General features: G+C 61.6%; 22 protein-coding genes. 15 read left to right on the top strand and 7 right to left on the bottom strand.

The features are described from left to right. Positions 1-24: 24 nt before the first annotated feature. Positions 25-675 (bottom strand): HAD family hydrolase, encoded by a 651-nt coding sequence (locus VXM67_RS02575; protein ID WP_023377989.1) that lies wholly within the window; start codon positions 673-675, stop codon positions 25-27. 58 nt (positions 676-733) lie between these two features. Then, the gene (locus tag VXM67_RS02580; RefSeq protein ID WP_023377990.1) at positions 734-1,282 is read right to left on the bottom strand and encodes a gamma carbonic anhydrase family protein; all 549 of its coding nucleotides are present in this window, start codon (positions 1,280-1,282) and stop codon (positions 734-736) included. A gap of 66 nt (positions 1,283-1,348) precedes the next feature. Between VXM67_RS02580 and prlC the strand changes: the two genes are divergently transcribed. The 6 genes from prlC (at position 1,349) to VXM67_RS02610 (ending at position 9,726) form a co-directional block, all read left to right on the top strand. Further along, positions 1,349-3,436 (top strand): oligopeptidase A, encoded by a 2,088-nt coding sequence (gene prlC, locus VXM67_RS02585; RefSeq protein ID WP_027906636.1) that lies wholly within the window; start codon positions 1,349-1,351, stop codon positions 3,434-3,436. Continuing rightward, positions 3,433-3,714, top strand: a complete 282-nt coding sequence (locus VXM67_RS02590; protein ID WP_023377992.1) for a YheV family putative zinc ribbon protein — start codon at positions 3,433-3,435, stop codon at positions 3,712-3,714. Before prlC ends, VXM67_RS02590 begins: the two co-directional genes overlap by 4 nt. Positions 3,715-3,846: 132 nt before the next feature. Further along, complete coding sequence (locus VXM67_RS02595; RefSeq protein WP_027906635.1) at positions 3,847-5,856, top strand: M3 family metallopeptidase; 2,010 nt, start codon at positions 3,847-3,849, stop codon at positions 5,854-5,856. 76 nt (positions 5,857-5,932) lie between these two features. Further along, entirely contained in the window at positions 5,933-6,991 is a 1,059-nt protein-coding gene (locus VXM67_RS02600) for a PA0069 family radical SAM protein (RefSeq protein WP_023377994.1), read from the top strand. Positions 6,992-7,283: 292 nt separating this feature from the next. Continuing rightward, entirely contained in the window at positions 7,284-8,003 is a 720-nt protein-coding gene (locus tag VXM67_RS02605) for a carbonic anhydrase (RefSeq protein WP_023377995.1), read from the top strand. 187 nt (positions 8,004-8,190) lie between these two features. Beyond that, positions 8,191-9,726 carry a SulP family inorganic anion transporter gene (locus VXM67_RS02610; RefSeq protein WP_023377996.1) on the top strand — a complete coding sequence of 512 codons (1,536 nt, stop codon included), beginning with the start codon at positions 8,191-8,193 and terminating at the stop codon, positions 9,724-9,726. 104 nt (positions 9,727-9,830) lie between these two features. Here VXM67_RS02610 and VXM67_RS02615 read toward each other — a convergent pair whose 3' ends face one another. After that, positions 9,831-10,472 (bottom strand): hypothetical protein, encoded by a 642-nt coding sequence (locus tag VXM67_RS02615; RefSeq protein WP_023377997.1) that lies wholly within the window; start codon positions 10,470-10,472, stop codon positions 9,831-9,833. A 370-nt stretch (positions 10,473-10,842) separates the two neighbouring features. Here VXM67_RS02615 and coxB point away from each other — a divergent pair, with 370 nt between their 5' ends. Genes coxB through VXM67_RS02635 form a run of 4 tightly spaced genes read left to right on the top strand, consistent with a single transcriptional unit; the run spans position 10,843 to position 15,084 of the window. Then, complete coding sequence (gene coxB, locus VXM67_RS02620; protein WP_367237484.1) at positions 10,843-11,970, top strand: cytochrome c oxidase subunit II; 1,128 nt, start codon at positions 10,843-10,845, stop codon at positions 11,968-11,970. Between the two features lie 43 nt (positions 11,971-12,013). Continuing rightward, the gene (gene ctaD, locus VXM67_RS02625; RefSeq protein WP_023377999.1) at positions 12,014-13,603 is read left to right on the top strand and encodes a cytochrome c oxidase subunit I; all 1,590 of its coding nucleotides are present in this window, start codon (positions 12,014-12,016) and stop codon (positions 13,601-13,603) included. 10 nt (positions 13,604-13,613) lie between these two features. After that, positions 13,614-14,180, top strand: coding sequence for a cytochrome c oxidase assembly protein (locus tag VXM67_RS02630; RefSeq protein WP_023378000.1), 567 nt, complete (start codon positions 13,614-13,616; stop codon positions 14,178-14,180). A 16-nt stretch (positions 14,181-14,196) separates the two neighbouring features. Then, the gene (locus VXM67_RS02635) at positions 14,197-15,084 is read left to right on the top strand and encodes a cytochrome c oxidase subunit 3 (RefSeq protein WP_023378001.1); all 888 of its coding nucleotides are present in this window, start codon (positions 14,197-14,199) and stop codon (positions 15,082-15,084) included. A 45-nt stretch (positions 15,085-15,129) separates the two neighbouring features. Here the strand turns inward: VXM67_RS02635 and VXM67_RS02640 are convergent, their stop codons facing one another. After that, complete coding sequence (locus VXM67_RS02640; RefSeq protein ID WP_023378002.1) at positions 15,130-15,333, bottom strand: twin transmembrane helix small protein; 204 nt, start codon at positions 15,331-15,333, stop codon at positions 15,130-15,132. A 63-nt stretch (positions 15,334-15,396) separates the two neighbouring features. Between VXM67_RS02640 and VXM67_RS02645 the strand changes: the two genes are divergently transcribed. From VXM67_RS02645 to VXM67_RS02665, 5 genes are read left to right on the top strand one after another with little or no spacing between them, the layout of a single operon-like run. Continuing rightward, on the top strand, positions 15,397-16,137 hold the full coding sequence (locus tag VXM67_RS02645; RefSeq protein WP_041925427.1) for an SURF1 family protein: 741 nt from the start codon (positions 15,397-15,399) through the stop codon (positions 16,135-16,137). Beyond that, positions 16,103-16,687 carry a hypothetical protein gene (locus VXM67_RS02650; RefSeq protein ID WP_023378006.1) on the top strand — a complete coding sequence of 195 codons (585 nt, stop codon included), beginning with the start codon at positions 16,103-16,105 and terminating at the stop codon, positions 16,685-16,687. Before VXM67_RS02645 ends, VXM67_RS02650 begins: the two co-directional genes overlap by 35 nt. A gap of 9 nt (positions 16,688-16,696) precedes the next feature. Then, positions 16,697-17,770 (top strand): heme A synthase, encoded by a 1,074-nt coding sequence (locus tag VXM67_RS02655; protein WP_367237485.1) that lies wholly within the window; start codon positions 16,697-16,699, stop codon positions 17,768-17,770. After that, complete coding sequence (gene cyoE, locus VXM67_RS02660; RefSeq protein WP_023378009.1) at positions 17,755-18,654, top strand: heme o synthase; 900 nt, start codon at positions 17,755-17,757, stop codon at positions 18,652-18,654. Before VXM67_RS02655 ends, cyoE begins: the two co-directional genes overlap by 16 nt. Next, entirely contained in the window at positions 18,651-19,283 is a 633-nt protein-coding gene (locus VXM67_RS02665; protein WP_186598641.1) for an SCO family protein, read from the top strand. Before cyoE ends, VXM67_RS02665 begins: the two co-directional genes overlap by 4 nt. A 120-nt stretch (positions 19,284-19,403) precedes the next feature. Here the strand turns inward: VXM67_RS02665 and VXM67_RS02670 are convergent, their stop codons facing one another. From VXM67_RS02670 to VXM67_RS02680, 3 genes are all read right to left on the bottom strand, one after another. Then, on the bottom strand, positions 19,404-20,174 hold the full coding sequence (locus VXM67_RS02670; RefSeq protein ID WP_023378012.1) for a MetQ/NlpA family ABC transporter substrate-binding protein: 771 nt from the start codon (positions 20,172-20,174) through the stop codon (positions 19,404-19,406). A 64-nt stretch (positions 20,175-20,238) separates the two neighbouring features. Beyond that, positions 20,239-20,910, bottom strand: a complete 672-nt coding sequence (locus VXM67_RS02675; protein ID WP_023378014.1) for a methionine ABC transporter permease — start codon at positions 20,908-20,910, stop codon at positions 20,239-20,241. Continuing rightward, entirely contained in the window at positions 20,910-21,917 is a 1,008-nt protein-coding gene (locus VXM67_RS02680) for a methionine ABC transporter ATP-binding protein (RefSeq protein ID WP_023378016.1), read from the bottom strand. The genes VXM67_RS02675 and VXM67_RS02680 overlap by 1 nt, the downstream gene beginning before the upstream one ends. Positions 21,918-21,996: the final 79 nt, after the last annotated feature.

Here is a 21,996-nt window from a genome sequence, read left to right on the forward strand (position 1 = left end):
GCCGCGCAGCAGCCCCGACTGCCGTCAGGCCTTGATGAATGCCGCGTGCATCTGGGCCAAGGTCGCGAAGTGGAACGCCGGCTCCTGTGCCATCAGCTCTTCATGGCTACCAAAGCCGTAACCCACGGCCACTGCCTGCAGGCCGTTGCTGCGGGCGCCGATCAGGTCGTGTTTGCGGTCGCCGATCATCAAGGTCTCGGCCGGGTTCAGCCCCTGCTCGTCGAGCAGGTGCCGGATCAGCTCCACTTTGTTGGTGCGAGTACCATCGAGCTCACTGCCGTAGATCACCTTGAAGTGGTGGTCGAACGCGAAGTGCCGGGCGATCTCGCGGGCATACTTCCAAGGCTTGGACGTGGCGATGTACAAGGTGCGGCCCTGCCCATTGAGCGCACTCAGCAGCTCGGGAACCCCATCGAACACCAGGTTTTCGTACAAGCCGGTGACGCTGAAACGCTCACGGTAGAAGTTCACCGCATCCCATGCCTTGGCCTCGTCGAAGTTGTAGAACTGCATGAAGGCCTGCAGCAGGGGGGGGCCGATGAAGTGTTCGAGGCGGGTCAGGTCCGGCTCGTCGATACCCAGCTTGGCCAAGGCGTACTGGATCGAGCGCGTGATGCCCTCGCGGGGGTCGGTGAGGGTGCCGTCAAGGTCGAAGAGTATGTTTTGCTGGTGCATGTGAAGGGGGTCACTCAAGTCGTTGATCGTTCCATTGGCGGGCTTACCCGCGAAGAGGTCATTCCGGTCGGTCGTAGCCTTCGGCCAGGTGCTGGTCCTTGAGCTTCACGTAATTGCTGGCGCTGTAGGGGAAAAAGGCGCGTTCCTTGTCAGTCAGCGGTCGGGCCTGCTTCACCGGACTGCCGACATACAGGTAACCGCTTTCCAGACGCTTGCCCGGCGGCACCAGGCTGCCGGCGCCGATGATCACTTCGTCCTCGACGATGGCGCCATCCATGATGGTGCTGCCCATGCCGACCAGGATGCGGCTCCCCAGGGTACAGCCATGCAGCATGACCTTGTGGCCAATGGTGACATCGTCGCCGATGATCAGCGGGAAACCATCGGGGTTGAACGGGCCTGCATGGGTGATGTGCAACACGCTGGCGTCCTGCACGCTGGTGCGCGCACCGATGCGGATGCGGTGCATGTCGCCGCGGATCACCGTCAGTGGCCAGACCGAGCTGTCCTCGCCGATTTCCACATCGCCCAGCACCACCGCCGAACGGTCGACGAAGGCCCGTGGTCCAACTTTCGGAGTGTGTTGCTGGAAGCTTCGGATGGCCATGATAGCGTCTCTCATCTGTGCCGATAGGCAGGCTGCCTGCTGCGGTCGGCGTCGATTGTAATTAAGATGGTCCAGTGTTTCTCCTGCCAAGGTATCCAAACCGTGAGTGCGAACAACCCGCTTCTGCAGTCCTACGATCTGCCGCCCTTCTCGGCGATCCGTGCCGAACATGTGCTGCCGGCGATCGAAGAGATCCTGGCCGACAACCGTAAAGCCATTGGCCAGATCCTCGAACAGCAAGGCAAGCAACCCACCTGGGCCGGCCTGGTGCTGGCGATGGACGAGCTCAACGACCGACTGGGCGCCGCCTGGAGTCCGGTAAGCCACCTCAATGCGGTGTGCAACAGCCCGGAGCTGCGCGAGGCCTATGAGTCCTGCCTGCCGGCACTGAGCGCCTACTCTACCGAACTGGGGCAAAACCGCGCGCTGTTCGAAGCCTACCAGGCGCTGATCGACAGCCCGGAAGCCGCAGGCTTCGACGTGGCGCAGAAAACCATCCTGGAGCACGCCCTGCGTGACTTCCGCCTGTCGGGTATCGACCTACCTGCCGACAAGCAGCAGCGCTACGCCGAAGTGCAGAGCAAGCTGAGCGAGCTGGGCAGCCGCTTCTCCAACCAACTGCTCGATGCCACCCAGGCCTGGACCAAGCACGTCACCGACGAGGCAGCCCTGGCCGGTCTGACCGATTCGGCCAAGGCGCAGATGGCCGCCGCCGCTCAGGCCAAGGGCCTTGAGGGTTGGCTGATCACCCTGGAGTTCCCCAGCTATTACGCGGTAATGACCTACGCCAGCGATCGCGCCCTGCGCGAGGAGCTGTATGCCGCGTATTGCACCCGCGCCTCGGACCAGGGCCCGAATGCCGGGCAGTTCGACAACGGCCCGGTGATGCGTGAAATCCTCGACCTGCGCCAGGAACTGGCCGAGCTGCTCGGTTTCAAGAATTTCGCCGACCTGAGCCTGGCCACCAAGATGGCCGAGTCCAGCGACCAGGTGCTGAGCTTCCTGCGCGACCTGGCCAAGCGCTCCAAGCCCTTCGCTGCCCAGGATCTGGAACAGCTCAAGGCCTATGCAGCCGAACAAGGCTGCGCTGAGCTGGCCAGTTGGGACGCCGGCTACTTCGGCGAGAAGCTGCGCGAACAACGCTACAGCGTTTCGCAGGAAGCCCTGCGTGCCTACTTCCCGATCGACAAGGTGCTGTCCGGCCTGTTCAACATCGTCCAGCGTCTGTACGGCATCGAGATCGCCGAGCTCAAAGGCTTCGACACCTGGCACCCCGATGTGCGTCTGTTCGAGATCAAGGAAAATGGTCAGCACGTCGGCCGCTTCTTCTTCGATCTGTACGCCCGCGCCAACAAGCGTGGTGGCGCCTGGATGGACGGCGCTCGCGACCGTCGTCGCACCGCCAGTGGCCAGTTGCAGAGCCCGGTTGCCAACCTGGTGTGCAACTTCACCCCGGCCGCACCTGGCAAGCCCGCTTTGCTGACTCACGATGAAGTCACCACGCTGTTCCATGAATTCGGCCATGGCCTGCACCACCTGCTGACTCGGATCGAGCATGCGGGTGTATCGGGCATCAATGGTGTGGCTTGGGATGCGGTCGAGCTGCCGAGTCAGTTCATGGAAAACTGGTGCTGGGAGCCCGAAGGCCTGGCGCTGATCTCTGGCCATTATGAAACGGGCGAACCGCTGCCCAAGGACCTGTTGGACAAGATGCTGGCTGCGAAGAACTTCCAGTCCGGCATGATGATGGTGCGCCAGCTGGAGTTCTCGCTGTTCGATTTCGAGCTGCACGCTCGCCACGGCGACGGCCGCAGCGTACTGGAAGTGCTCGAAGGCGTGCGTGACGAGGTCTCGGTGATGCGTCCGCCGGCCTACAACCGCTTCCCCAACAGCTTTGCCCACATCTTCGCGGGCGGTTACGCGGCAGGCTATTACAGCTACAAATGGGCGGAAGTGCTGTCGGCTGACGCTTTCTCGCGCTTCGAAGAAGAAGGTGTGCTCAACGCCGAGACCGGGCGTGCATTCCGTGAGGCGATCCTCGCCCGTGGTGGCTCCCGCGAGCCGATGGTACTGTTCGTCGACTTCCGTGGTCGTGAGCCTTCCATTGATGCATTGCTGCGTCATAGTGGCTTGAGCGAGGACGCAGCGGCATGAGCGAGGTAGTCGTGAACAGAACCAAGAAGCGCTTCATCGCTGGGGCGGTATGCCCGGCATGCAGCGAGCCCGACAAGCTGATGATGTGGAACGAGGACGATGTGCCGCACCGCGAATGCGTGGCCTGCGGCTTTGCCGACACGCTCAATGAGCAGGGCCTGTCGGTGCCCAAGGAACTCGGCACCCGGGTCAACCAGCTGGCACCCAAGGCTGCTCCTGCCAAGGTCCAGACGGTGCAGTTCTTCCCCAATCCGAAGCTGAAGAAACCGGCTGAGTGACGCCCTGATGCCACCTGGGCCTTGTGCCTGGGTGGCATTCTCCTCTGCCCTGGGTGGTACATAGTGACGCCACCTGTTGTCCCTCCAGTGCGCATGCTCGCCTGCTCTTCAACATGAGCAAGGCAACGCACCATGGATACCCGTAATCCATTCCTGCAACACAGCAAGGTACCGCTGGACTACCATGCGGTGACCCTGGACAACATGCTCGCGGCTTTCGATTTCGTGCTGCAAGCCCATGAACACGGTATTGCGCGGATCATCGACGCTCAACAGACGCATCCGACCTGGGACGACTTCGTGCTGGCGATCGATGAACTGGACGCCCAGTTGCTGGCCGTCTTCAATGCGTCGTTGCCGCTGCTGGGCAGAGGAGAGGATTGGGGCAAGGCCGTCCTCGGGTTTTATGGAAAGGTTGTTGAACGCTTCGACCAGAAGCTGACCAATGGCCGCCTGCAAGCGCTGTACGAGCGCTTGGCGAGGCGTGCCAACGGCGTGAATCTGGACGCGCACAAGCGTGCCACCTTGCGCTGGTACCTCGACAACTTCGCCATCAGCGGCACGGCCCTCGATACCGACGGCAAGGCCCGTCTGGCTGAGTTGCAGAGGCAGATCACCACCTTGCGCGGGCAATATCAGTTGAATCTCAACCGCCCCGGCCTGCGCATCGACGATGAAGCTCAATTGCGTGGCATTCCACAGCGTGTGCGCGACGAACTGGCATCCCGAGCGAGGGAGGCAGGTGAGCGAGGTTGGTTGATCGCGTGCGAGACTGCGGTCACTGAAACGGTGCTCATGTACGCTGAGCATCGTCCGCTACGTGAAAGCGTCTATCGTGCGTACCACCTTCGAGGTGTCAGCGAAGATGGGCAGCAGGACAATGGCACGTACTTGCAGCGTCTGGCGGAACTGCTGGATGAGAAAGCGCTTTTGCTCGGTTTTGCCAACCACCCTGAACTGAGCTTGCAAGCCAAGAGCGCGGGGGGACTCGCGCAGGTGAACAAGTTCCTTCACGACCTGGCCGACAATCTGCGGCCAGCCATGATCGAGCGTCGCTCACGGATCGAGAGCCAAGCCGCCGTGCAGGGTGTGAGCGACCCTGAGCCGTGGGACATGAGCTTCTTGCAGGCGCGACACAAAGCGTCGACCAAAGTGCTTTCCACCGAGTCACTGCGCGAGTTCTTCCCGTTGCCCGTGGTAGTGTCGGCATTGACCCAGTTGGCTGAGAAGCTATTTGGCCTCGTGCTTGTACCAAAGCCGTTCGCCGCCTGGGATGACAGCGTGCAGACATTCGAGGCCTGGCAGGACAACGCCTTGATCGGCTTCTTGTATCTGGACGCCGTGCAGCATCCTGGCAAGCAGCCGGATTGGGTGAGCACCACTTACATACGCAGCCGTCGGGTCAATGCCGAAGGGGTGTATCAAGAAGCTGCCGTCGTAGTGTTCAGCGACATTCCAGCCGCCGTCGATGGCGGCCAGCCGCTACTCGATCACCTGTCCCTGCGCAAGCTCTACCATGAGTTTGGCCATGCCTTGCACCACCTGCTGGTGCGTACCACAAACCATGTATTGTCCAATGTGTCCGCGCTCGGTACGGACGGCGTCGAGCTGTTTGGCAAGCTGTTCGAGCGTTGGGTGTGGAACGCGGATTACCTGGCCGGAATCTCGTCGCATCAATGGAACGGCACTAAGCTCGATCGCACGCGGGTGGAGGAATGCCTGGGCCGCCTTAGGCAGGATGGCCTGGAGGAAGCGGCAGGCCACCTGAGCCTTGCGCTGTTCGATCTGGACCTGCATGCCACACCGAAGGATGGTCGGACCCTTGAACAGCGCCTGACCGACGCCCGCGCACGCTGCGGATATTGGCCGCTTGCCGACTTCGAGCGTCCTGCCCATGCCTTCCAGCACCTGGTGAGCGGCTACGATGCGGGCTACTACGCCTATTTATGGTCGGACGTGCATGCCTTCGACCTGTTCACGCGTTTCGAGGCTCAAGGCCTGCTCGACCGTGGCACCGGGCGCGCGTTGCAGGAGGCATTGTTCGCCCCAGGAGCCTCACGGCCACTTCGCGAAGGAATCGAGGCTTTCCTTGGGCGTGCACCAAGCCACCTGCCCTACTTGCGCTGGCATGGTGTGAATTGATACTGCCCTGACCAAAGGGGCTGGAAGAATCATCTGGGCTGAGGCACTGTATGTAAATACAGTATCGAGGTGAGCGATGATTCCTCCAGCGCCGCAAAAGGGCCGTGGCACGGTTCACAATCCGCACAACCGCTTCGCACCGAGTCAATCGGTGGCCGAAGACGATGGCTGGTATCAAGAGGTTCCTCTCACCCAGGGTACCGAGGTGAGCGTCGAAACGGCCAAGTCAGTCATCAGCCGCAACACCTCCCCCGACCTGCCCTTCGATCGTTCCATCAACCCCTACCGTGGCTGCGAACATGGTTGCATCTACTGCTATGCCCGCCCCTCGCATGCTTACTGGGACTTGTCTCCGGGCCTGGATTTCGAAACCAAACTGATCGCCAAGACCAACGCAGCCGAGGTGCTGGCACAACAGCTGAGCAAACCGGGTTATGTCTGCGCACCGATCAACCTGGGCTCCAATACCGACCCCTACCAGCCCATCGAACGTGAACAGCAATTGACCCGGCGTCTGCTTGAGGTGCTGTTGCGCTTTCGCCATCCGGTCACCATCGTCACCAAAGGTGCGCTGGTGCTGCGTGATCTCGACTTGTTGGCGGAGATGGCCAGCCAGCGCCTGGTGCGGGTGATGATCAGCCTCACCACGTTGGATGATGAGCTCAAGCGCGTGCTGGAACCCCGCGCGGCGGCACCCAAGGCGCGGTTGAGGGCGATTCGGGTATTGCGCGAAGCAGGGGTGCCGGTGGGCGTGCTGTGCTCCCCCATCATCCCGATGATCAATGACAGCGAGCTGGAGCACCTGCTGGAAGCCGCCAAGGAAGCCGGCGCGCAGAGCGCCGCCTACATGATGCTGCGCCTGCCACTGGAAGTGGCGCCGCTGTTCGAGCAATGGCTGCACGACCACTATCCACAACGTGCCGCGCATGTGCTCAGCTTGATCCGCCAGAGCCGAGGCGGCGAGCTCTACGACAGTCGGTTCGGGGCACGCATGCGTGGCGAGGGGGTATTCGCCGATCTGCTGGCCCAGCGTTTCGCCAGGGCCATGCGTCGTCTGGCTTTCGAACGCCGGGAGGCTCAGTCTCTGGACTGCTCGTCCTTTTGCCCTCCGGGTGGACAGATGGCGCTGTTCTGAACCATCGAGGCAATGCTGTTGCATCCAATGAGGCTAATGGCAGCCAATAATTTCACTCATAGGGGTTGGCGGCTGATGCTTTTTTGATATTATTCAGCTCCCTCCTCCTTGGTCTGGAACGCTTGTTCTAGAGCCTCCGAATTCAGTTTCAATTAAGTTTTCCCCGCTAGCGTATGCAATCAGTCGGCAGCGACTGTGATGAATGGCCTGCGTGCGTCATCTAAATCCCCGCATAGCCAGAATCTTTCACCGGTAAAATGGATTTACCTACAAACCGTCAAGAGGATGAATCATGCCCGTCAAGGACCCATCCAAGGTCGTTCCGGAGGCCCCCGCCGAGAGCGCCGATGCCGCCCTGAAGCACATCGTCGACGGCTTCCTGCGCTTTCACCATGACGTCTTCCCCGAGCAGCAAGAGTTGTTCAAGAAGCTCGCCACCGCGCAGAAGCCGCGCGCCATGTTCATCACCTGCGCCGACTCGCGCATCGTCCCTGAGCTGATCACCCAGAGCTCGCCAGGCGATCTGTTCGTGACCCGCAACGTCGGCAACGTGGTCCCCCCGTATGGTCAGATGAACGGCGGCGTTTCCACCGCCATCGAATATGCGGTGCTCGCCCTGGGCGTGCATCACATCATCGTTTGCGGCCACTCCGACTGCGGCGCGATGCGTGCCGTGCTCAACCCCAGCTCGTTGGAGAAGATGCCAACGGTCAAGGCTTGGCTGCGCCACGCCGAAGTCGCCCGTACCGTGGTCGAGGACAACTGCTCGTGCGGCAGCGAGCACGAGACCATGAAAGTGGTGACCAAGGAAAACGTCATCGCCCAATTGCACCACCTGCGCACACATCCTTCGGTCGCGTCGCGCCTGGCGGCGGGCCAGCTGTATATCCATGGTTGGATCTACGACATCGAGACCAGTCAGATCGAAGCCTACGACGCGGCAAGCGACAGCTTCCTGCCGCTCACCGCGGGTGAGCCGATCCCCTGCGCGACCCCGAGAGGCCGCTACTAAGCGACCCTGACACCCGCATTACCTTGATAGCCGACTGCACCCGTTCTGGGTGCGGTGCGGCCTTCTGCTGCCTTGAATCTCCCTGACTGTCTTGCCGGCAACGCTGCTGGCGGCCCGCGCCTGCGCGCTTGTCAGGGCCAACATGCCTATGGCCAGAGGAATGGCCTGTGACAGAGGAAGGAAAGAAATGGTGAACAAGACACAGATAACAGCGGCATTGCCGCGCGAACTACTGGCATCAGTCGTAGTGTTTCTGGTGGCCCTGCCGTTGTGCATGGGCATTGCGATCGCCTCGGGCATGCCTCCGGCCAAGGGCCTGATCACAGGCATCATCGGCGGTATCGTGGTTGGCTTCCTGGCAGGTTCGCCGCTGCAGGTCAGTGGACCGGCGGCTGGTCTGGCGGTGCTGGTGTTCGAGCTGGTACGCCAGCATGGCATCGCCATGTTGGGGCCGATTCTGCTGGTAGCAGGCTTGTTGCAGCTGCTGGCCGGGCGCCTGAAGTTGGGCTGTTGGTTCCGGGTCACGGCCCCAGCGGTGGTGTATGGCATGCTGGCCGGCATCGGGGTGCTGATCGTGCTGTCGCAGTTGCACGTGATGTTTGACACCGCCCCGCAGCCAACCGGCATGCAGAATCTGCTGGCGTTTCCTGCGACAGTTGCCGCAGCCCTGCCGTCGGAAAGCGCCGGCGCGGCCTGGCAGGCCGGTGCGCTGGGGCTGGGCACCATCGCCATCATGTGGGGCTGGGAGCGCCTGCGGCCTCAGCGACTGCGCTTCATCCCCGGCGCCCTGCTGGGCGTGGCGTCAATGACGGCAGTCAGCATATGGCTGGGGCTTTCGGTGAATCGGGTGCAGGTGCCGGCCGACCTGACCGAGGCCATCGACTGGATTCGTCCGGATGACCTGCTGAAGCTGGCCGACCCTACGCTTCTGGTAGCGGCCTTCGCCTTGGCTTTCATCGCCAGTGCCGAAACCTTGCTGTCAGCCGCTGCGGTGGACCGCATGCACAGTGGCCAGCGTTCGGACTTCGACCGTGAATTGTCCGCCCAAGGTATCGGCAACATGCTGTGCGGCGTGCTTGGCGCCTTACCGATGACCGGGGTGATCGTACGCAGCTCAGCCAATGTCCAGGCGGGAGCAAAGACCCGCGCCTCGGCCATCTTCCACGGCCTTTGGCTGCTGGCGTTCGTCGTCGCCCTGAGCAGCGTGCTGCAGCAAATCCCGGTGGCAAGCCTGGCAGGCGTTCTGGTGTTCACGGGTATCAAACTGGTGGACTTCAAGGCCTTCCGTGGTTTGGGGCGCTACGGGCGGATGCCGATGTTCACCTACGCGGCCACCGCGCTGGCCATCATTTTCACCGACCTTCTGACCGGTGTGCTGCTGGGCTTTGCCCTGACCCTGCTCAAGCTGGCTTTCAAGGCGGCGCGCCTGAAGATCAGCCTGGTAACCCTGGAAAAGCCTGGGCACATGGAGCTTCGGCTCAGTGGTGCCGCGACCTTTCTCAAGGTGCCGGCGCTGACCCAGGTGCTCGATACCGTTCCGGCGGGTACCACATTGCATGTGCCGCTGGGCAACCTGAGCTACATAGACCACTCATGCCTTGAGCTGCTGGAGGACTGGAGCCGCAGCAATTCGGCCAATGGTTCGCGGTTGAAGATCGAGCAGCGCCGCTTGAAACGGCGCATCGAGGGCCGGTTGCGTACGACCGTGGGCGTCGGAGCGTAACCCCAAACTGGCGTACAGGGCGACGTGGTCATTGGTGGGCGCGGGACAAACCCGCCCCCACAGGTCCGGTGGAATCGAAGGCCTCTGTTGCGCAGCCTTGGCGGTCAAGCCGGCTGGCCCAGCTCCACGCCAAGCTGGCGCGACAGGCACGGCCAGCGTTTCCAGGCTGCGCCGGTTTCCGGGCTGCACAGGTTTTCGCGGTATTGTTCGACCGACTCCGCGGCGAAGCTTTCGTCGTCCAGCATTTCATCGACCGAGTGGTGCACCACCTCATCCAGCTGGTTGGCGAAACTTTCACCGATCAGTTGGTGAGCGATGAGGTTGGCCACGGTCGTGTCGACCGGGATCAATGGCTGCTGGAAGTGGCGGATGTAAAGGTCGTTGACCTCTTCCACCAGCCGGTGTGCCAGGTAAGCCTCGTCCAGCAGGCAATCCAGGCCCACATGACCCTGCATCACGCTGGGTGGCTGCAGGAAGTAGGCTTCGGCGATCTTCAGCACCGGCTTGATCTGCGACTCGATACCCGCCTCGCGGGCGACTGCGTTTGCCGCCTCCAGCAATTCTGGAACCTGGTCGATGTAAGCGCTGACGAAGCGCGCCAAAGTACCCTGGGCGTCCTGCTCAGGCAGTTGGATCGAGGGGTGCAGATGGGGCAGTTGCGCCTCGAGACGCTGTTTCAGTTGGCCGGTACGGCTCTCATGTTGGTGGGCTTGGCTAATCTGCTCGCGCACGGCAGCGATGTTCATGACAACTCCAGGGACAAGGCATTACAAACGGAAGACACTAAGGTAGCTCGGTATACGGAATGCCTAAGACAAGTTTGTTATAAAACCCGCAAACGTGTGCGGAGCGAGCTATATCAATATGCCATTATTGTGCTAGCAAGGCTCTAGCCCGCGGTTTGTGGGGGCATTATCCAATTTCGTGCGGTTCATTTCACGCCCTTCATTGCGCACCATTGGTCGCTGTCTATACTCCCGTTGAACGTGATTCGTTGATGAGGCCCGTCTGCTTTCGCAGGGGCTCGGTCGTCGAAGTCAGGCAGTCTTGACCGCCGTTCCCGCTTGCCGCAGGTGAATGCCTCCGGGACAACAAGAACTAGAAGGGGAACCCGCAATGATGCGACATCCACATGTCTGGATGGGCCTGCTGTTGTGGTCGGTTTTCGGTCAGGCACACGCCGCCTGGACTGTGAACATGGCGCCAGGGGCGACGGAAGTCTCCAACGCCGTGTTCGACCTGCACATGACCATCTTCTGGATCTGCGTGATCATTGGCATCGTGGTGTTCGGTGCGATGTTCTGGTCGATGGTCATCCATCGGCGTTCCACGGGGCAGCAGCCCGCACATTTCCACGAACACACCTGGGTGGAAATCCTCTGGACGGTCGTCCCCTTCCTGATTCTGGTGGCCATGGCCATTCCGGCCACCAAAACGCTGATCGACATCTACGACGCCAGTGAGTCGGACGTCGATATCCAGGTGACCGGTTACCAGTGGAAGTGGCATTACAAGTACCTGGGCCAGGACGTGGAGTTTTTCAGCAACCTGGCCACGCCAGCGGACCAGATCCATAACAAGGCGCCCAAGGACGAGCATTACCTGCTCGAGGTCGATCAGCCACTGGTGCTGCCGGTGGGTGCAAAGGTGCGCTTCCTGGTGACCGCTGCCGATGTCATTCATTCCTGGTGGGTACCCGCCTTCGCCGTCAAGCGCGATGCCATTCCAGGCTTCGTCAACGAGGCTTGGACCCGCATCGAGAAGCCCGGTATCTACCGTGGCCAGTGCACCGAGTTGTGCGGCAAGGACCACGGCTTCATGCCAGTGGTGGTGGAGGTCAAGTCCAAGGCCGATTACGACACCTGGCTGGGTGAGCGCAAGGCAGAAGCGGCCAAGCTCAAGGAGTTGACCAGCAAGGAGTGGACCCTTGAAGAGCTGGTCGAGCGTGGCGACAAGGTCTATCACACAACCTGCGTGGCCTGTCACCAGGCCGAAGGCCAAGGCTTGCCGCCCATGTTCCCGGCACTCAAAGGCTCGAAGATCGCAACGGGACCGAAGGAAGGTCACTTGAACATCGTCTTCCACGGCAAGCCTGGCACGGCCATGTCTGCCTTCGGCAAACAACTGTCGGAAGTCGACATCGCCGCCGTCGTTACCTACGAGCGCAATGCCTGGGGCAACAACAAGGGCGACATGGTCACGCCCAAAGACGTGCTGGCGCTCAAGCAGGCCGAAGCGCAATGAACCGGGATACTCGCGGCAATCAATGGGTTGCAGGAGACAGGACATGAGTGCAGTGATCGACGACCACGCCCACGGCCACGAACATGCCCATGGCCCAGCCAAGGGCTTGATGCGCTGGGTGCTGACCACCAACCACAAGGACATCGGCACGATGTACCTGTGGTTCAGCTTCATGATGTTCCTGCTCGGCGGCTCGTTCGCCATGGTGATACGCGCCGAGCTGTTCCAGCCGGGACTGCAGATCGTGGAGCCGGCCTTCTTCAACCAGATGACCACCATGCATGGCCTGATCATGGTGTTCGGTGCCGTGATGCCCGCCTTCGTCGGACTCGCCAACTGGATGATCCCGCTGATGGTCGGGGCACCGGACATGGCCCTGCCGCGGATGAACAACTTCAGCTTCTGGCTGCTGCCGGCGGCGTTCCTGCTGCTGGTCTCGACCCTGTTCACCCCGGGCGGCGGGCCTAACTTCGGCTGGACCTTCTACGCCCCGCTGTCGACCACCTATGCGCCGGCCAGCGTGACGTTCTTCATCTTCGCCATCCACATGATGGGTATCAGCTCGATCATGGGGGCGATCAACGTGATCGCCACCATCCTCAACCTGCGTGCCCCCGGCATGACCCTGATGAAGATGCCGCTGTTCGTCTGGACCTGGCTGATCACCGCTTTCCTGCTGATTGCGGTGATGCCGGTACTGGCTGGCGTGGTGACCATGATGCTGATGGACATTCACTTCGGCACCAGCTTCTTCAGCGCCGCCGGTGGCGGTGACCCGGTACTGTTCCAGCATGTGTTCTGGTTCTTCGGCCACCCCGAGGTGTACATCATGATCCTGCCGGCGTTCGGCGCTGTGAGCTCGATCATTCCGGCATTTTCGCGCAAGCCGCTGTTCGGCTACACGTCGATGGTGTACGCCACCGGTGCGATTGCCTTCCTGTCGTTCATCGTCTGGGCGCACCACATGTTCGTGGTTGGCATCCCGGTGGTTGGCGAGCTGTTCTTCATGTACGCCACCATGCTCATCGCCGTACCCACCGGGGTCAAGGTGTTTAACTGGGTCAGCACCATGTGGGAGGGCTCGTTGACCTTCGAAACGCCGATGCTGTTCGCCATTGCCTTCGTCATCCTGTTCACCATCGGCGGGTTCTCAGGATTGATGCTGGCCATCGCACCGGCTGACTTCCAGTACCACGACACGTACTTCGTGGTGGCGCATTTCCACTACGTCCTGGTACCCGGGGCGATCTTCGGCATCTTTGCCTCTGCCTACTACTGGTTGCCCAAGTGGACTGGCCACATGTACGACGAAACCCTGGGCAAGCTGCACTTCTGGTTGTCGTTCATCGGCATGAACCTGGCTTTCTTCCCCATGCATTTCGTTGGCTTGGCCGGCATGCCACGGCGGATTCCCGACTACAACCTGCAATTTGCCGACTTCAACATGGTGTCATCGATCGGTGCCTTCATGTTCGGTGCGACGCAGATCTTCTTCCTGTTCATCGTCATCAAGTGCATCCGCGGTGGCGCACCTGCGCCGGCCAAGCCTTGGGATGGCGCCGAGGGCCTGGAATGGTCGATCCCCTCGCCAGCGCCCTACCACACCTTCCAGACGCCACCGGAAGTGAAATAGGAAAGTGCCCATGAACGGCCTGTCACTCAAACGCCTGGTGCTGCGCCTGCTGATGCTGACCGTTGTGATGTTCGCGTTCGGCTTTGCCCTGGTGCCCCTCTACGACGTGATGTGCAAAGCCTTTGGCATCAATGGCAAGACCGGCGGGCAGTACGAAGGCACCCAGCTCAGCGACCCGTCGCGCAGCGTGCGGGTGCAGTTCATGTCGACCAATGCCGGTGACATGGTCTGGGACTTCTATTCCACGGCCGACCAGATCGACGTCAACCCAGGGGCGGTGAACCAGATGATTTTCATCGCGCGGAACCCGACGGAGCGGCCCATGAGCGCTCAGGCCGTTCCCAGCATCACCCCGGCCGAGGCGGCGGCGTATTTCCACAAGACCGAATGTTTCTGCTTCACCCAGCAGGTGCTGCAACCCGGCGAACGCATCGAGATGCCGGTGCGTTTCATCGTCGATCGCGACCTGCCGGCCAGCGTGAAGCACCTGACACTGGCCTACACCTTGTTCGACATCACCGCTCGCCACCCGCCGGTCGCGCATCTCGCGACCCAGGACGTCCAGGGCGCCCGTTAAGGGAAGGAGAACAGCAATGGCAAGTCACGAGCACTATTACGTCCCGGCGCAGAGCAAGTGGCCGATCATCGCGACGATCGGCATGTTCATCACCATGTTCGGCCTGGGCACCTGGTTCAATGACCTCAAGGCCGGGCATCCCGATTCCCATGGGCCGCTGATCTTTTTCATCGGTGCGTTGTTTCTGGCCTACATGCTGTTTGGCTGGTTCGGCGCGGTGGTCAAGGAAAGCCATGCCGGTCTCTACAGCGCGCAGATGGACCGCTCGTTCCGCTGGGGCATGAGTTGGTTCATCTTCTCTGAAGTGATGTTCTTCCTGGCCTTCTTCGGTGCGCTGTTCTACGTGCGCGTGCTGGCTGGCCCATGGCTGGGGGGCGAAGGACACAAGGGGATCGCCCACATGCTGTGGCCAAGCTTCGAGTTCGCCTGGCCGTTGCTCAACACCCCGGACCCGAAACTCTTTCCGCCGCCCAAGGAGGTGATCGACCCGTGGCACCTGCCGCTGATCAATACCATCTTGCTGGTCAGTTCCAGTGTAACCATCACCATCGCCCACCACGCCTTGCGGCGTGATCATCGTGGGGCACTGAAGTTGTGGATGGCGCTGACCATCATCCTGGGCATCAGCTTCATCGCGCTGCAAGCGTACGAATATCACGAGGCCTACACCAAGCTTGGGCTGACCTTGGGTTCTGGCATCTACGGCGCGACTTTCTTCATGCTCACGGGCTTTCACGGTGCCCACGTTACCCTTGGCACGATCATTCTGATCGTCATGCTCGTGCGTATCCTGCGCGGGCATTTCAACCCGGACAAACACTTCGGTTTCGAGGCGGCCAGTTGGTACTGGCACTTCGTCGATGTGGTGTGGGTCGGGCTGTTCATCTTTGTCTACGTGCTGTAGGGGCGGTTGCGGGCAAGCCGGCTTTAGCCGCAGATGCAACGTGTTTCAGAAGGGGGCGTTGGAAACCAGCTGGCCACTGATGAAGCCCCAGGCCACCAGCCCCACGGTGACGGCGGCCAGGGCGACACGAACGGTCAGTGCCTTGAGCAGCCGGGTCGAGTTTTCATCGTCCTTGACCAGAAACACCAGGCCACTGAACAGGCTGGCAATCGTGGCCAACAACATCAGGACAATCGCGGCCTTGAGCATGACGATACTCCGGGGGGATGCGGTGATGTGGATAAGTATAGCGCTCGACCGTATGAGGCCGTTGTGAGGCCGTTTCGACCAGGCTGGATGCCCACCCTGGTAGTGCTTGCACTGCTGCCGGTGCTGATTTCGCTCGGCGGCTGGCAGCTCGGCCGCGCACAGGAAAAACGCGCCCTGCTGGACACCTATGCCCAGCGCCAGGTGGAGGCCCCGGTGGGCGCGGCTCAGTTGCAGCTGGCTGAGGATGTAGCTTACCGACGCGTGCACCTCTTTGGACGCTTCGATGGCGAACACAGTGTGCTGTTGGATAACCGCATGCGCGACGGCCAGGCAGGCATCGAGCTGCTCCAGCCCTTCCATGACCAGGCCAGCGGGCTGTGGCTGTTGGTCAACCGCGGCTGGCTGCCCTGGCCCGACCGCCGTGTACCCGTGCACTTCGAGACGCCTGCGCAATCCATGGTGCTGGATGCTTCGGTCTATGTGGCGCCGGGCAGTGCTTTCCAGCTTCACCCCGACCCGGAGGGCGGTCAATGGCCTCACCTGCTGACCGCTGTCGACCCCGCCCACCTGTGGCAACAGCTGGACCGCGAAGGTTTCGCCCATGAATTGCGCCTGCAGCCCGGCCCCGCCAGCTACCGTGCAGACTGGCCGGTGGTCGCCATGGGCCCGGAAAAGCACCAGGGCTATGCCGTGCAGTGGTTCGCCCTGGCCACCGCCCTGGTGCTGCTTTACCTCTACTTTGGCTGGCACAACAAGAAGGAGAACGACCATGGCCGCCGCCACCAGTCCACTGGACGTGCCTGAAGGCCGCAAACCCAAAGCCCGTGGGCGTTTGCAGCTGATTCTGATCCTGCTGGTGGTGCTCGGGCCGATGCTGCTCGCCACCTTCATGTACAAGCTGCAGTTCTGGGTGCCGGAGGGGCGCAGCTATCACGGCGTGATGATCGGCAATGGCGAGAGCCTTGCAGACATCGGCATCACTGCGCAGGACGAACGGTGGCAGCTGCTGGTCAGCACGCCCCAGGCCTGCGCCGACGATTGTCAGAAACTGGTGTACCTGGCCCGGCAGATCCAGATCGGCCTTGGTCGCGACGCCAGCCGTGCCAGTCATGCCTTGGCCATCGCCCAGCCATTGAGCCCCGACTATCAGGCCCTGCTGGGTCGCGAATATCCCCAGTTGCAGCGCTACCCGCTGGATATTCAACGCTACCTGCAGAAAGTGGAGGAAGCCGGTCCGCAACTGTGGATCGTCGACCCTCACGGCAACCTGGTGCTGCGCTATGACGCCAAGGTCAACGGCAAGCATGTGCTGGACGACCTGCGTCACCTGCTCAAGCTGTCCAACATCGGCTAGGAGCCTGTCATGGCCAGACCTGGATTCCGCCTCGCTGTGTTCGCCACCCTGCTGGCACTGCTGGTCGTCCTGCTCGGTGCCTATACCCGCCTCACCCATGCAGGCCTCGGTTGCCCGGACTGGCCAGGCTGCTATGGCTTCATCAGCGTGCCCAAGACTGAAGCGCAGCTGGCCCATGCCGAATTGCACTTTCCCGAACACCCAGTGGAAGAGGCCAAAGGCTGGGCCGAAATGGTCCATCGCTACTTTGCCGGTACCTTGGCGCTGGTGATCGCTTACCTGGCCCTACAGGCGGTGCGCCGTCACGCGCGTGATGGCCAGCCCTACCGCTTGCCGGTATTGCTGCTTGGGGTGGTCCTGGCCCAGGCGGCATTCGGGATGTGGACGGTCACTCTCAAGTTGTGGCCGCAGGTGGTCACTGCGCACCTGCTGGGGGGCTTTACCACGTTGAGCCTGCTGTTCCTGTTGTCGCTGCGTCTATCCCAGGCATTTGCGCCACTGCCAAAACTGCCGTTGAGCCTGCGCAGGGTGGCTGCCTTGGCATTGCTGGTGGTGATTGGGCAGATCGCCTTGGGTGGTTGGGTCAGTGCCAACTATGCCGCGGTTGCCTGTATCGACTTGCCCACCTGCCATGGGCAATGGTGGCCGTCAGCCGACTTCAGCAATGGCTTCCACCTGACCCAACATGTCGGTCCGAACTACCTCGGCGGGCAGCTGGACAGCGATGCGCGCACGGCCATTCATATCAGCCATCGACTGGGCGCGATGATCGTCACCTGTGTCCTGCTGATGCTCAGTTGGAAGCTTCACCGCTGTGGCCTGAGCCGGTTGGCGCGCCTGGTGCTCCTGGCATTGGTGATGCAGGTCGGGTTGGGCATCAGCAACGTGCTGTTCCATTTGCCCCTGGCCGTCGCCGTGGCACATAACGCAGGCGGCGCGCTGTTGTTGCTGAGCATGGTGCTTGTGAACTACCGCATTCGGGTGGTCGACAAGGTTCGCGTCGGTCATGGCTGGCGTCTTACGCCTGTGCCAGGCGTAGGCCTCTCGCAACCTATGAGGAATGATTCGTGGCGACGCTTCTGAGTGCACACCGCTCGCGTGCCGGTTGGCGCGACTATCTGGAATTGACCAAACCCAAGGTGGTCGTGTTGATGCTGATCACCTCGCTGGTGGGCATGTTTCTCGCCACCCGTGCGGGTGTGGCCTGGAGCGTGCTGGTGTTCGGCAATTTGGGCATAGCCCTGTGCGCCGGTGGTGCGGCGGTCATCAACCATGTGGTCGACAGGCGTATCGATGCACTCATGGCACGCACCCAGAAGCGGCCACTGGCCGAAGGCCGGGTAGCGCCTCTGCCGGCGCTGTTGTTCGCGCTGGCGTTGGCCCTGATGGGCATGGCTTCGCTGCTGGTCTTCACCAACGCCCTCACGGCCTGGCTGACCCTGGCTTCATTGTTGGGTTATGCAGTGCTCTACACCGGCTTTCTCAAGCGCGCCACGCCACAGAACATCGTCATCGGCGGGTTGGCTGGCGCGGCACCGCCGTTGCTCGGCTGGGTGGCGGTCAGCGGCCACATCAGCGCCGAGCCACTGCTGCTGGTGCTGATCATCTTTGCCTGGACGCCCCCGCATTTCTGGGCGTTGGCCATTCACCGCAAGGAGGAATACGCCAAGGCCGATATTCCGATGCTGCCGGTAACCCACGGCGAGGGATACACCAAGCTGCATATCCTGCTCTACACCCTGATTCTGCTGGCGGTTACCCTGTTGCCCTACGCCATCCACATGAGCGGCCTGCTCTACCTGGTTTGTGCCCTTTTGCTCGGCCTGCGCTTTCTGCATTGGGCGTGGGTGTTGTACCGTGGCAGCCGGCCGCACGCGGCGATCGGCACGTTCAAGTACTCTATCGGCTACCTGTTCGCACTGTTCATCGCGTTGCTCGTTGACCACTACTTGTTGCTGAACCTATGACTCGAACCCAGAAAACCGTATTCATCCTCGTCGCCCTGGTCGCGCTGATCCTGGGCCTTACCGTCAACAAGGTGCTCAATGGCCGCGGCCAACCCAACCCTGCCGAGCTGATCGACGCCGGCATTATCCTGCTGCCCCAGAGCCGTACGGTGGCGGACGTGACCATGACCAATCAGGACGGCCAGCCGGTAAAGCTGGATGACCTCAAGGGCAAGTGGTCGCTGCTGTTCTTCGGCTACACCTACTGCCCGGACATCTGCCCTACTACCCTGGCCCAGTTGCGCCAGGTGAAGAGCGAACTGCCCAAGGAGGCCGTGGACCGGCTGCAAGTGATGCTGGTGAGCGTTGACCCGAACCGCGATACGCCGAACCAGCTCAAGCAGTACCTGGGCTATTTCGACAAGGATTTCGTGGGGGTCGCGGGGTCGATCGAGGATACCCAGAAACTGGCCAACGCCTTGAGCATTCCCTTCATTCCGGCCGATACCAGCAAGCCTGGGTATACCGTGGATCACAGTGGCAACCTGGCAATCGTCGGGCCGGACGGGCGTCAGCGTGGGTTCATTCGAGCGCCGTTCAATAACCAGAAGCTGGTGGCGCAGTTGCCGGGGTTGGTCAAGCGGGATTGAACCAGGCCCTGAAAGCCCCGCGGGTGAACCCGTTCCCAGAGCTTTTCCGCTGATCTGGAGCACAGCGGTTCACCTGTGGGAGCGGGTTTGCCCGCGAAGAGGCGGGTGTAGATCTGCGGCTTAGAACGCCGGAATCACCGCACCCTTGTACTTCTCTTCGATGAATTTCTTCACCTCTGGCGAGTGCAGCGCAGCAGCCAGTTTCTTCATGTCGTCCGAGTCCTTGTTGTCCGGACGAGCCACCAGAATGTTCACGTAAGGCGAGTCGCTGCCTTCGATGACCAGTGCATCCTTCTCCGGGTTCAGCTTGGCTTCCAGCGCATAGTTGGTGTTGATCAGCGCCAGGTCGACCTGGGTCAGTACGCGGGGGATGGTGGCTGCTTCGAGCTCACGGAACTTCAGGCCCTTGTCGTTACCGGTGATGTCTTTGACGGTGGACAGGATGTTCTTGTTGTCCTTGAGCTTGATCACACCGGCCTTGTCCAGCAGCAACAGGGCACGACCGCCGTTGGTGGCGTCGTTGGGGATGACCACGGTGGCACCGGAGGACAGCTCGTCGAGCTTCTTGATCTTGGTCGAGTAGGCGCCCAAGGGCTCCAGGTGCACGCCGGTAACGCTGACCAGCTGAGTGCCCTTGGACTTGTTGAATTCATCCAGGTACGGCTGGTGCTGGAAGAAGTTGGCGTCCAGGCGCTTCTCGGCGACCTGCACGTTCGGCTGGATGTAGTCGGTGAATTCCTTGACCTTCAGCTCTACGCCTTCCTTCGCCAGCTGTGGCTGGACGAACTTGAGGATCTCGGCGTGCGGCACCGGGGTGGCGGCAACGGTCAGGGTGTCGGCGTGGGCCGAGAAGGCCGCGATGGCGGCAGCGACAGCAAGCAGCTTCTTCATTGATCACTCCTTGTGAGGGCCGCGACGGCCCCCGAACGGGTCGGCCTGGCCGACCCCATTGGGGTTACTTACGGGAAAAATGCACGACCAGTTTGTCGCCCACGCTTTGCAGGACTTGAACCAGAATCAGCAGCAGCACGACGGTAACGATCATCACGTCGGTCTGGAAACGCTGGTAGCCGAAGCGGATCGCCAGGTCGCCCAGGCCGCCGGCACCCACCACACCCGCCATGGCGGTGTAGGACACCAGGGTGATGGCAGTGACGGTGATGGCTGCGAAGATGCCCGGACGGGCCTCTGGCAGCAACGCGTTGGTGATGATCTGGCGGGTGGTGGCGCCCATCGACTGGGTGGCTTCGATGATGCCACGGTCCACTTCGCGCAGGGCCGTTTCGACCAGGCGTGCGAAGAACGGCGTGCAGCCTACCACCAGCGGCGGGATGGCGCCCGCGACACCCAGCGAGGTACCAGTGATCATCACGGTGACCGGGATCATCACGATCAGCAGAATGATGAACGGCAGCGAACGCAGCACGTTGACGACGAACGACAACAGCGCATAGACGCCCTTCTGCTCGAACATCTGCCGTGGTCCGCAGAGGAACAGCAGTACGCCCAGCGGCAGGCCCAGCAGCACGGTGAAGAACAGCGAGCCGAACAGCATGATCATGGTATCGACGGTGGCCAGCCAGATTTCGGCCCAGTCGACGTTGGCGAAGAAATTGAGCGCGTCCATCAACGCAGTACCTCCATATGTACGTCAGCTGCCTTGAAGCGGTCGAACGCCGCCTCCATGTCGCCGCCGGTGACGGCCAGGGTCAGCTGTCCATAGGGGACATCCTTGATGCGGTCGATACGTCCAGCGAGGATGCTGTAGTCGACCCCGGTCTCACGGGCCACGGTGCCCAACAGCGGTGCGTAGGTCGCATCGCCCTGGAATGTCAGGCGCACGATGCGGCCTGGCACGTGGGCGAAGTCGTCACGCTGCTCGCTTTCATCGACGTGTTCGTCTTCCTGCACGAAGCGCTTGGTGGTCGGGTGTTGCGGATGCAGAAATACTTCGGCCACCGAGCCCTGCTCGACGATATGGCCGGCATCCATGACCGCAACGCGGTCGCACACCCGGCGGATCACGTCCATTTCGTGGGTGATCAGCACGATGGTCAGGTTCAGCTCGCGGTTGATCTCGGCCAGCAGCTGCAGCACCGAGGCCGTGGTCTGTGGGTCGAGGGCGCTGGTGGCCTCGTCGCATAGGAGGATTTTTGGGTTGGTGGACAAGGCACGGGCGATGCCGACGCGCTGCTTCTGACCGCCAGACAGCTGTGCCGGGTACTTCCTGGCATGGTCCTGCAGGCCAACGCGGGCCAGCAGTTCGCTGACGCGCTTGTCGATCTCGCTGCGCGACAGCTCGCCGGCCAGGGTCAGTGGCAGCGCCACGTTGTCGGCCACGGTCTTGGATGCCAGCAAGTTGAAGTGCTGGAAAATCATCCCGACCTGCTGACGAAAACCGCGTAGCTGGTTGGCATTGAAGGCGGTGACATCTTCGCCGTCGACGATGATCTTGCCGCCCGAGGGCTCCTCGAGGCGATTGATCAGGCGCAGCATGGTGCTCTTGCCCGCACCGGAGTGGCCAATCAGGCCGAATACCTGGCCGTTTTCGATGGTCAGGCTGGTCGGGTTGAGAGCTGGGATTTCCCTACCGGCGACGCGGTAGGTCTTATGCACATTTTGGAACTCGATCACGTAGCGAACCTTGTGGGGCGCATGGAATTTGTGTCGGCGGTTGGCCGGGGGTCGCGCATTTTAGCCTTTTCCCATAGCT

The sequence above is a fragment of the Pseudomonas sp. Rh2 genome (genome assembly GCF_040762985.1).
In the GTDB taxonomy this organism is placed as follows: Bacteria; Pseudomonadota; Gammaproteobacteria; order Pseudomonadales; family Pseudomonadaceae; genus Aquipseudomonas; species Aquipseudomonas taiwanensis.

What these genes read in the sequence shown, in the direction of transcription:
- VXM67_RS02610 (WP_023377996.1), top strand. Translation starts at nt 8,191, where the DNA reads ATGGTGAACAAGACACAGATAACAGCGGCATTGCCGCGCGAACTACTG.
- coxB (WP_367237484.1), top strand. Translation starts at nt 10,843, where the DNA reads ATGATGCGACATCCACATGTCTGGATGGGCCTGCTGTTGTGGTCGGTT.
- VXM67_RS02655 (WP_367237485.1), top strand. Translation starts at nt 16,697, where the DNA reads ATGGCCAGACCTGGATTCCGCCTCGCTGTGTTCGCCACCCTGCTGGCA.
- VXM67_RS02635 (WP_023378001.1), top strand. Translation starts at nt 14,197, where the DNA reads ATGGCAAGTCACGAGCACTATTACGTCCCGGCGCAGAGCAAGTGGCCG.
- VXM67_RS02670 (WP_023378012.1), bottom strand. Translation starts at nt 20,174, where the DNA reads ATGAAGAAGCTGCTTGCTGTCGCTGCCGCCATCGCGGCCTTCTCGGCC.
- VXM67_RS02595 (WP_027906635.1), top strand. Translation starts at nt 3,847, where the DNA reads ATGGATACCCGTAATCCATTCCTGCAACACAGCAAGGTACCGCTGGAC.
- VXM67_RS02580 (WP_023377990.1), bottom strand. Translation starts at nt 1,282, where the DNA reads ATGGCCATCCGAAGCTTCCAGCAACACACTCCGAAAGTTGGACCACGG.
- VXM67_RS02675 (WP_023378014.1), bottom strand. Translation starts at nt 20,910, where the DNA reads ATGGACGCGCTCAATTTCTTCGCCAACGTCGACTGGGCCGAAATCTGG.
- prlC (WP_027906636.1), top strand. Translation starts at nt 1,349, where the DNA reads ATGGTCCAGTGTTTCTCCTGCCAAGGTATCCAAACCGTGAGTGCGAAC.
- VXM67_RS02590 (WP_023377992.1), top strand. Translation starts at nt 3,433, where the DNA reads ATGAGCGAGGTAGTCGTGAACAGAACCAAGAAGCGCTTCATCGCTGGG.
- VXM67_RS02640 (WP_023378002.1), bottom strand. Translation starts at nt 15,333, where the DNA reads ATGCTCAAGGCCGCGATTGTCCTGATGTTGTTGGCCACGATTGCCAGC.
- VXM67_RS02575 (WP_023377989.1), bottom strand. Translation starts at nt 675, where the DNA reads ATGCACCAGCAAAACATACTCTTCGACCTTGACGGCACCCTCACCGAC.
- VXM67_RS02630 (WP_023378000.1), top strand. Translation starts at nt 13,614, where the DNA reads ATGAACGGCCTGTCACTCAAACGCCTGGTGCTGCGCCTGCTGATGCTG.
- VXM67_RS02600 (WP_023377994.1), top strand. Translation starts at nt 5,933, where the DNA reads ATGATTCCTCCAGCGCCGCAAAAGGGCCGTGGCACGGTTCACAATCCG.
- ctaD (WP_023377999.1), top strand. Translation starts at nt 12,014, where the DNA reads ATGAGTGCAGTGATCGACGACCACGCCCACGGCCACGAACATGCCCAT.
- VXM67_RS02605 (WP_023377995.1), top strand. Translation starts at nt 7,284, where the DNA reads ATGCCCGTCAAGGACCCATCCAAGGTCGTTCCGGAGGCCCCCGCCGAG.
- VXM67_RS02615 (WP_023377997.1), bottom strand. Translation starts at nt 10,472, where the DNA reads ATGAACATCGCTGCCGTGCGCGAGCAGATTAGCCAAGCCCACCAACAT.
- VXM67_RS02650 (WP_023378006.1), top strand. Translation starts at nt 16,103, where the DNA reads ATGGCCGCCGCCACCAGTCCACTGGACGTGCCTGAAGGCCGCAAACCC.
- VXM67_RS02665 (WP_186598641.1), top strand. Translation starts at nt 18,651, where the DNA reads ATGACTCGAACCCAGAAAACCGTATTCATCCTCGTCGCCCTGGTCGCG.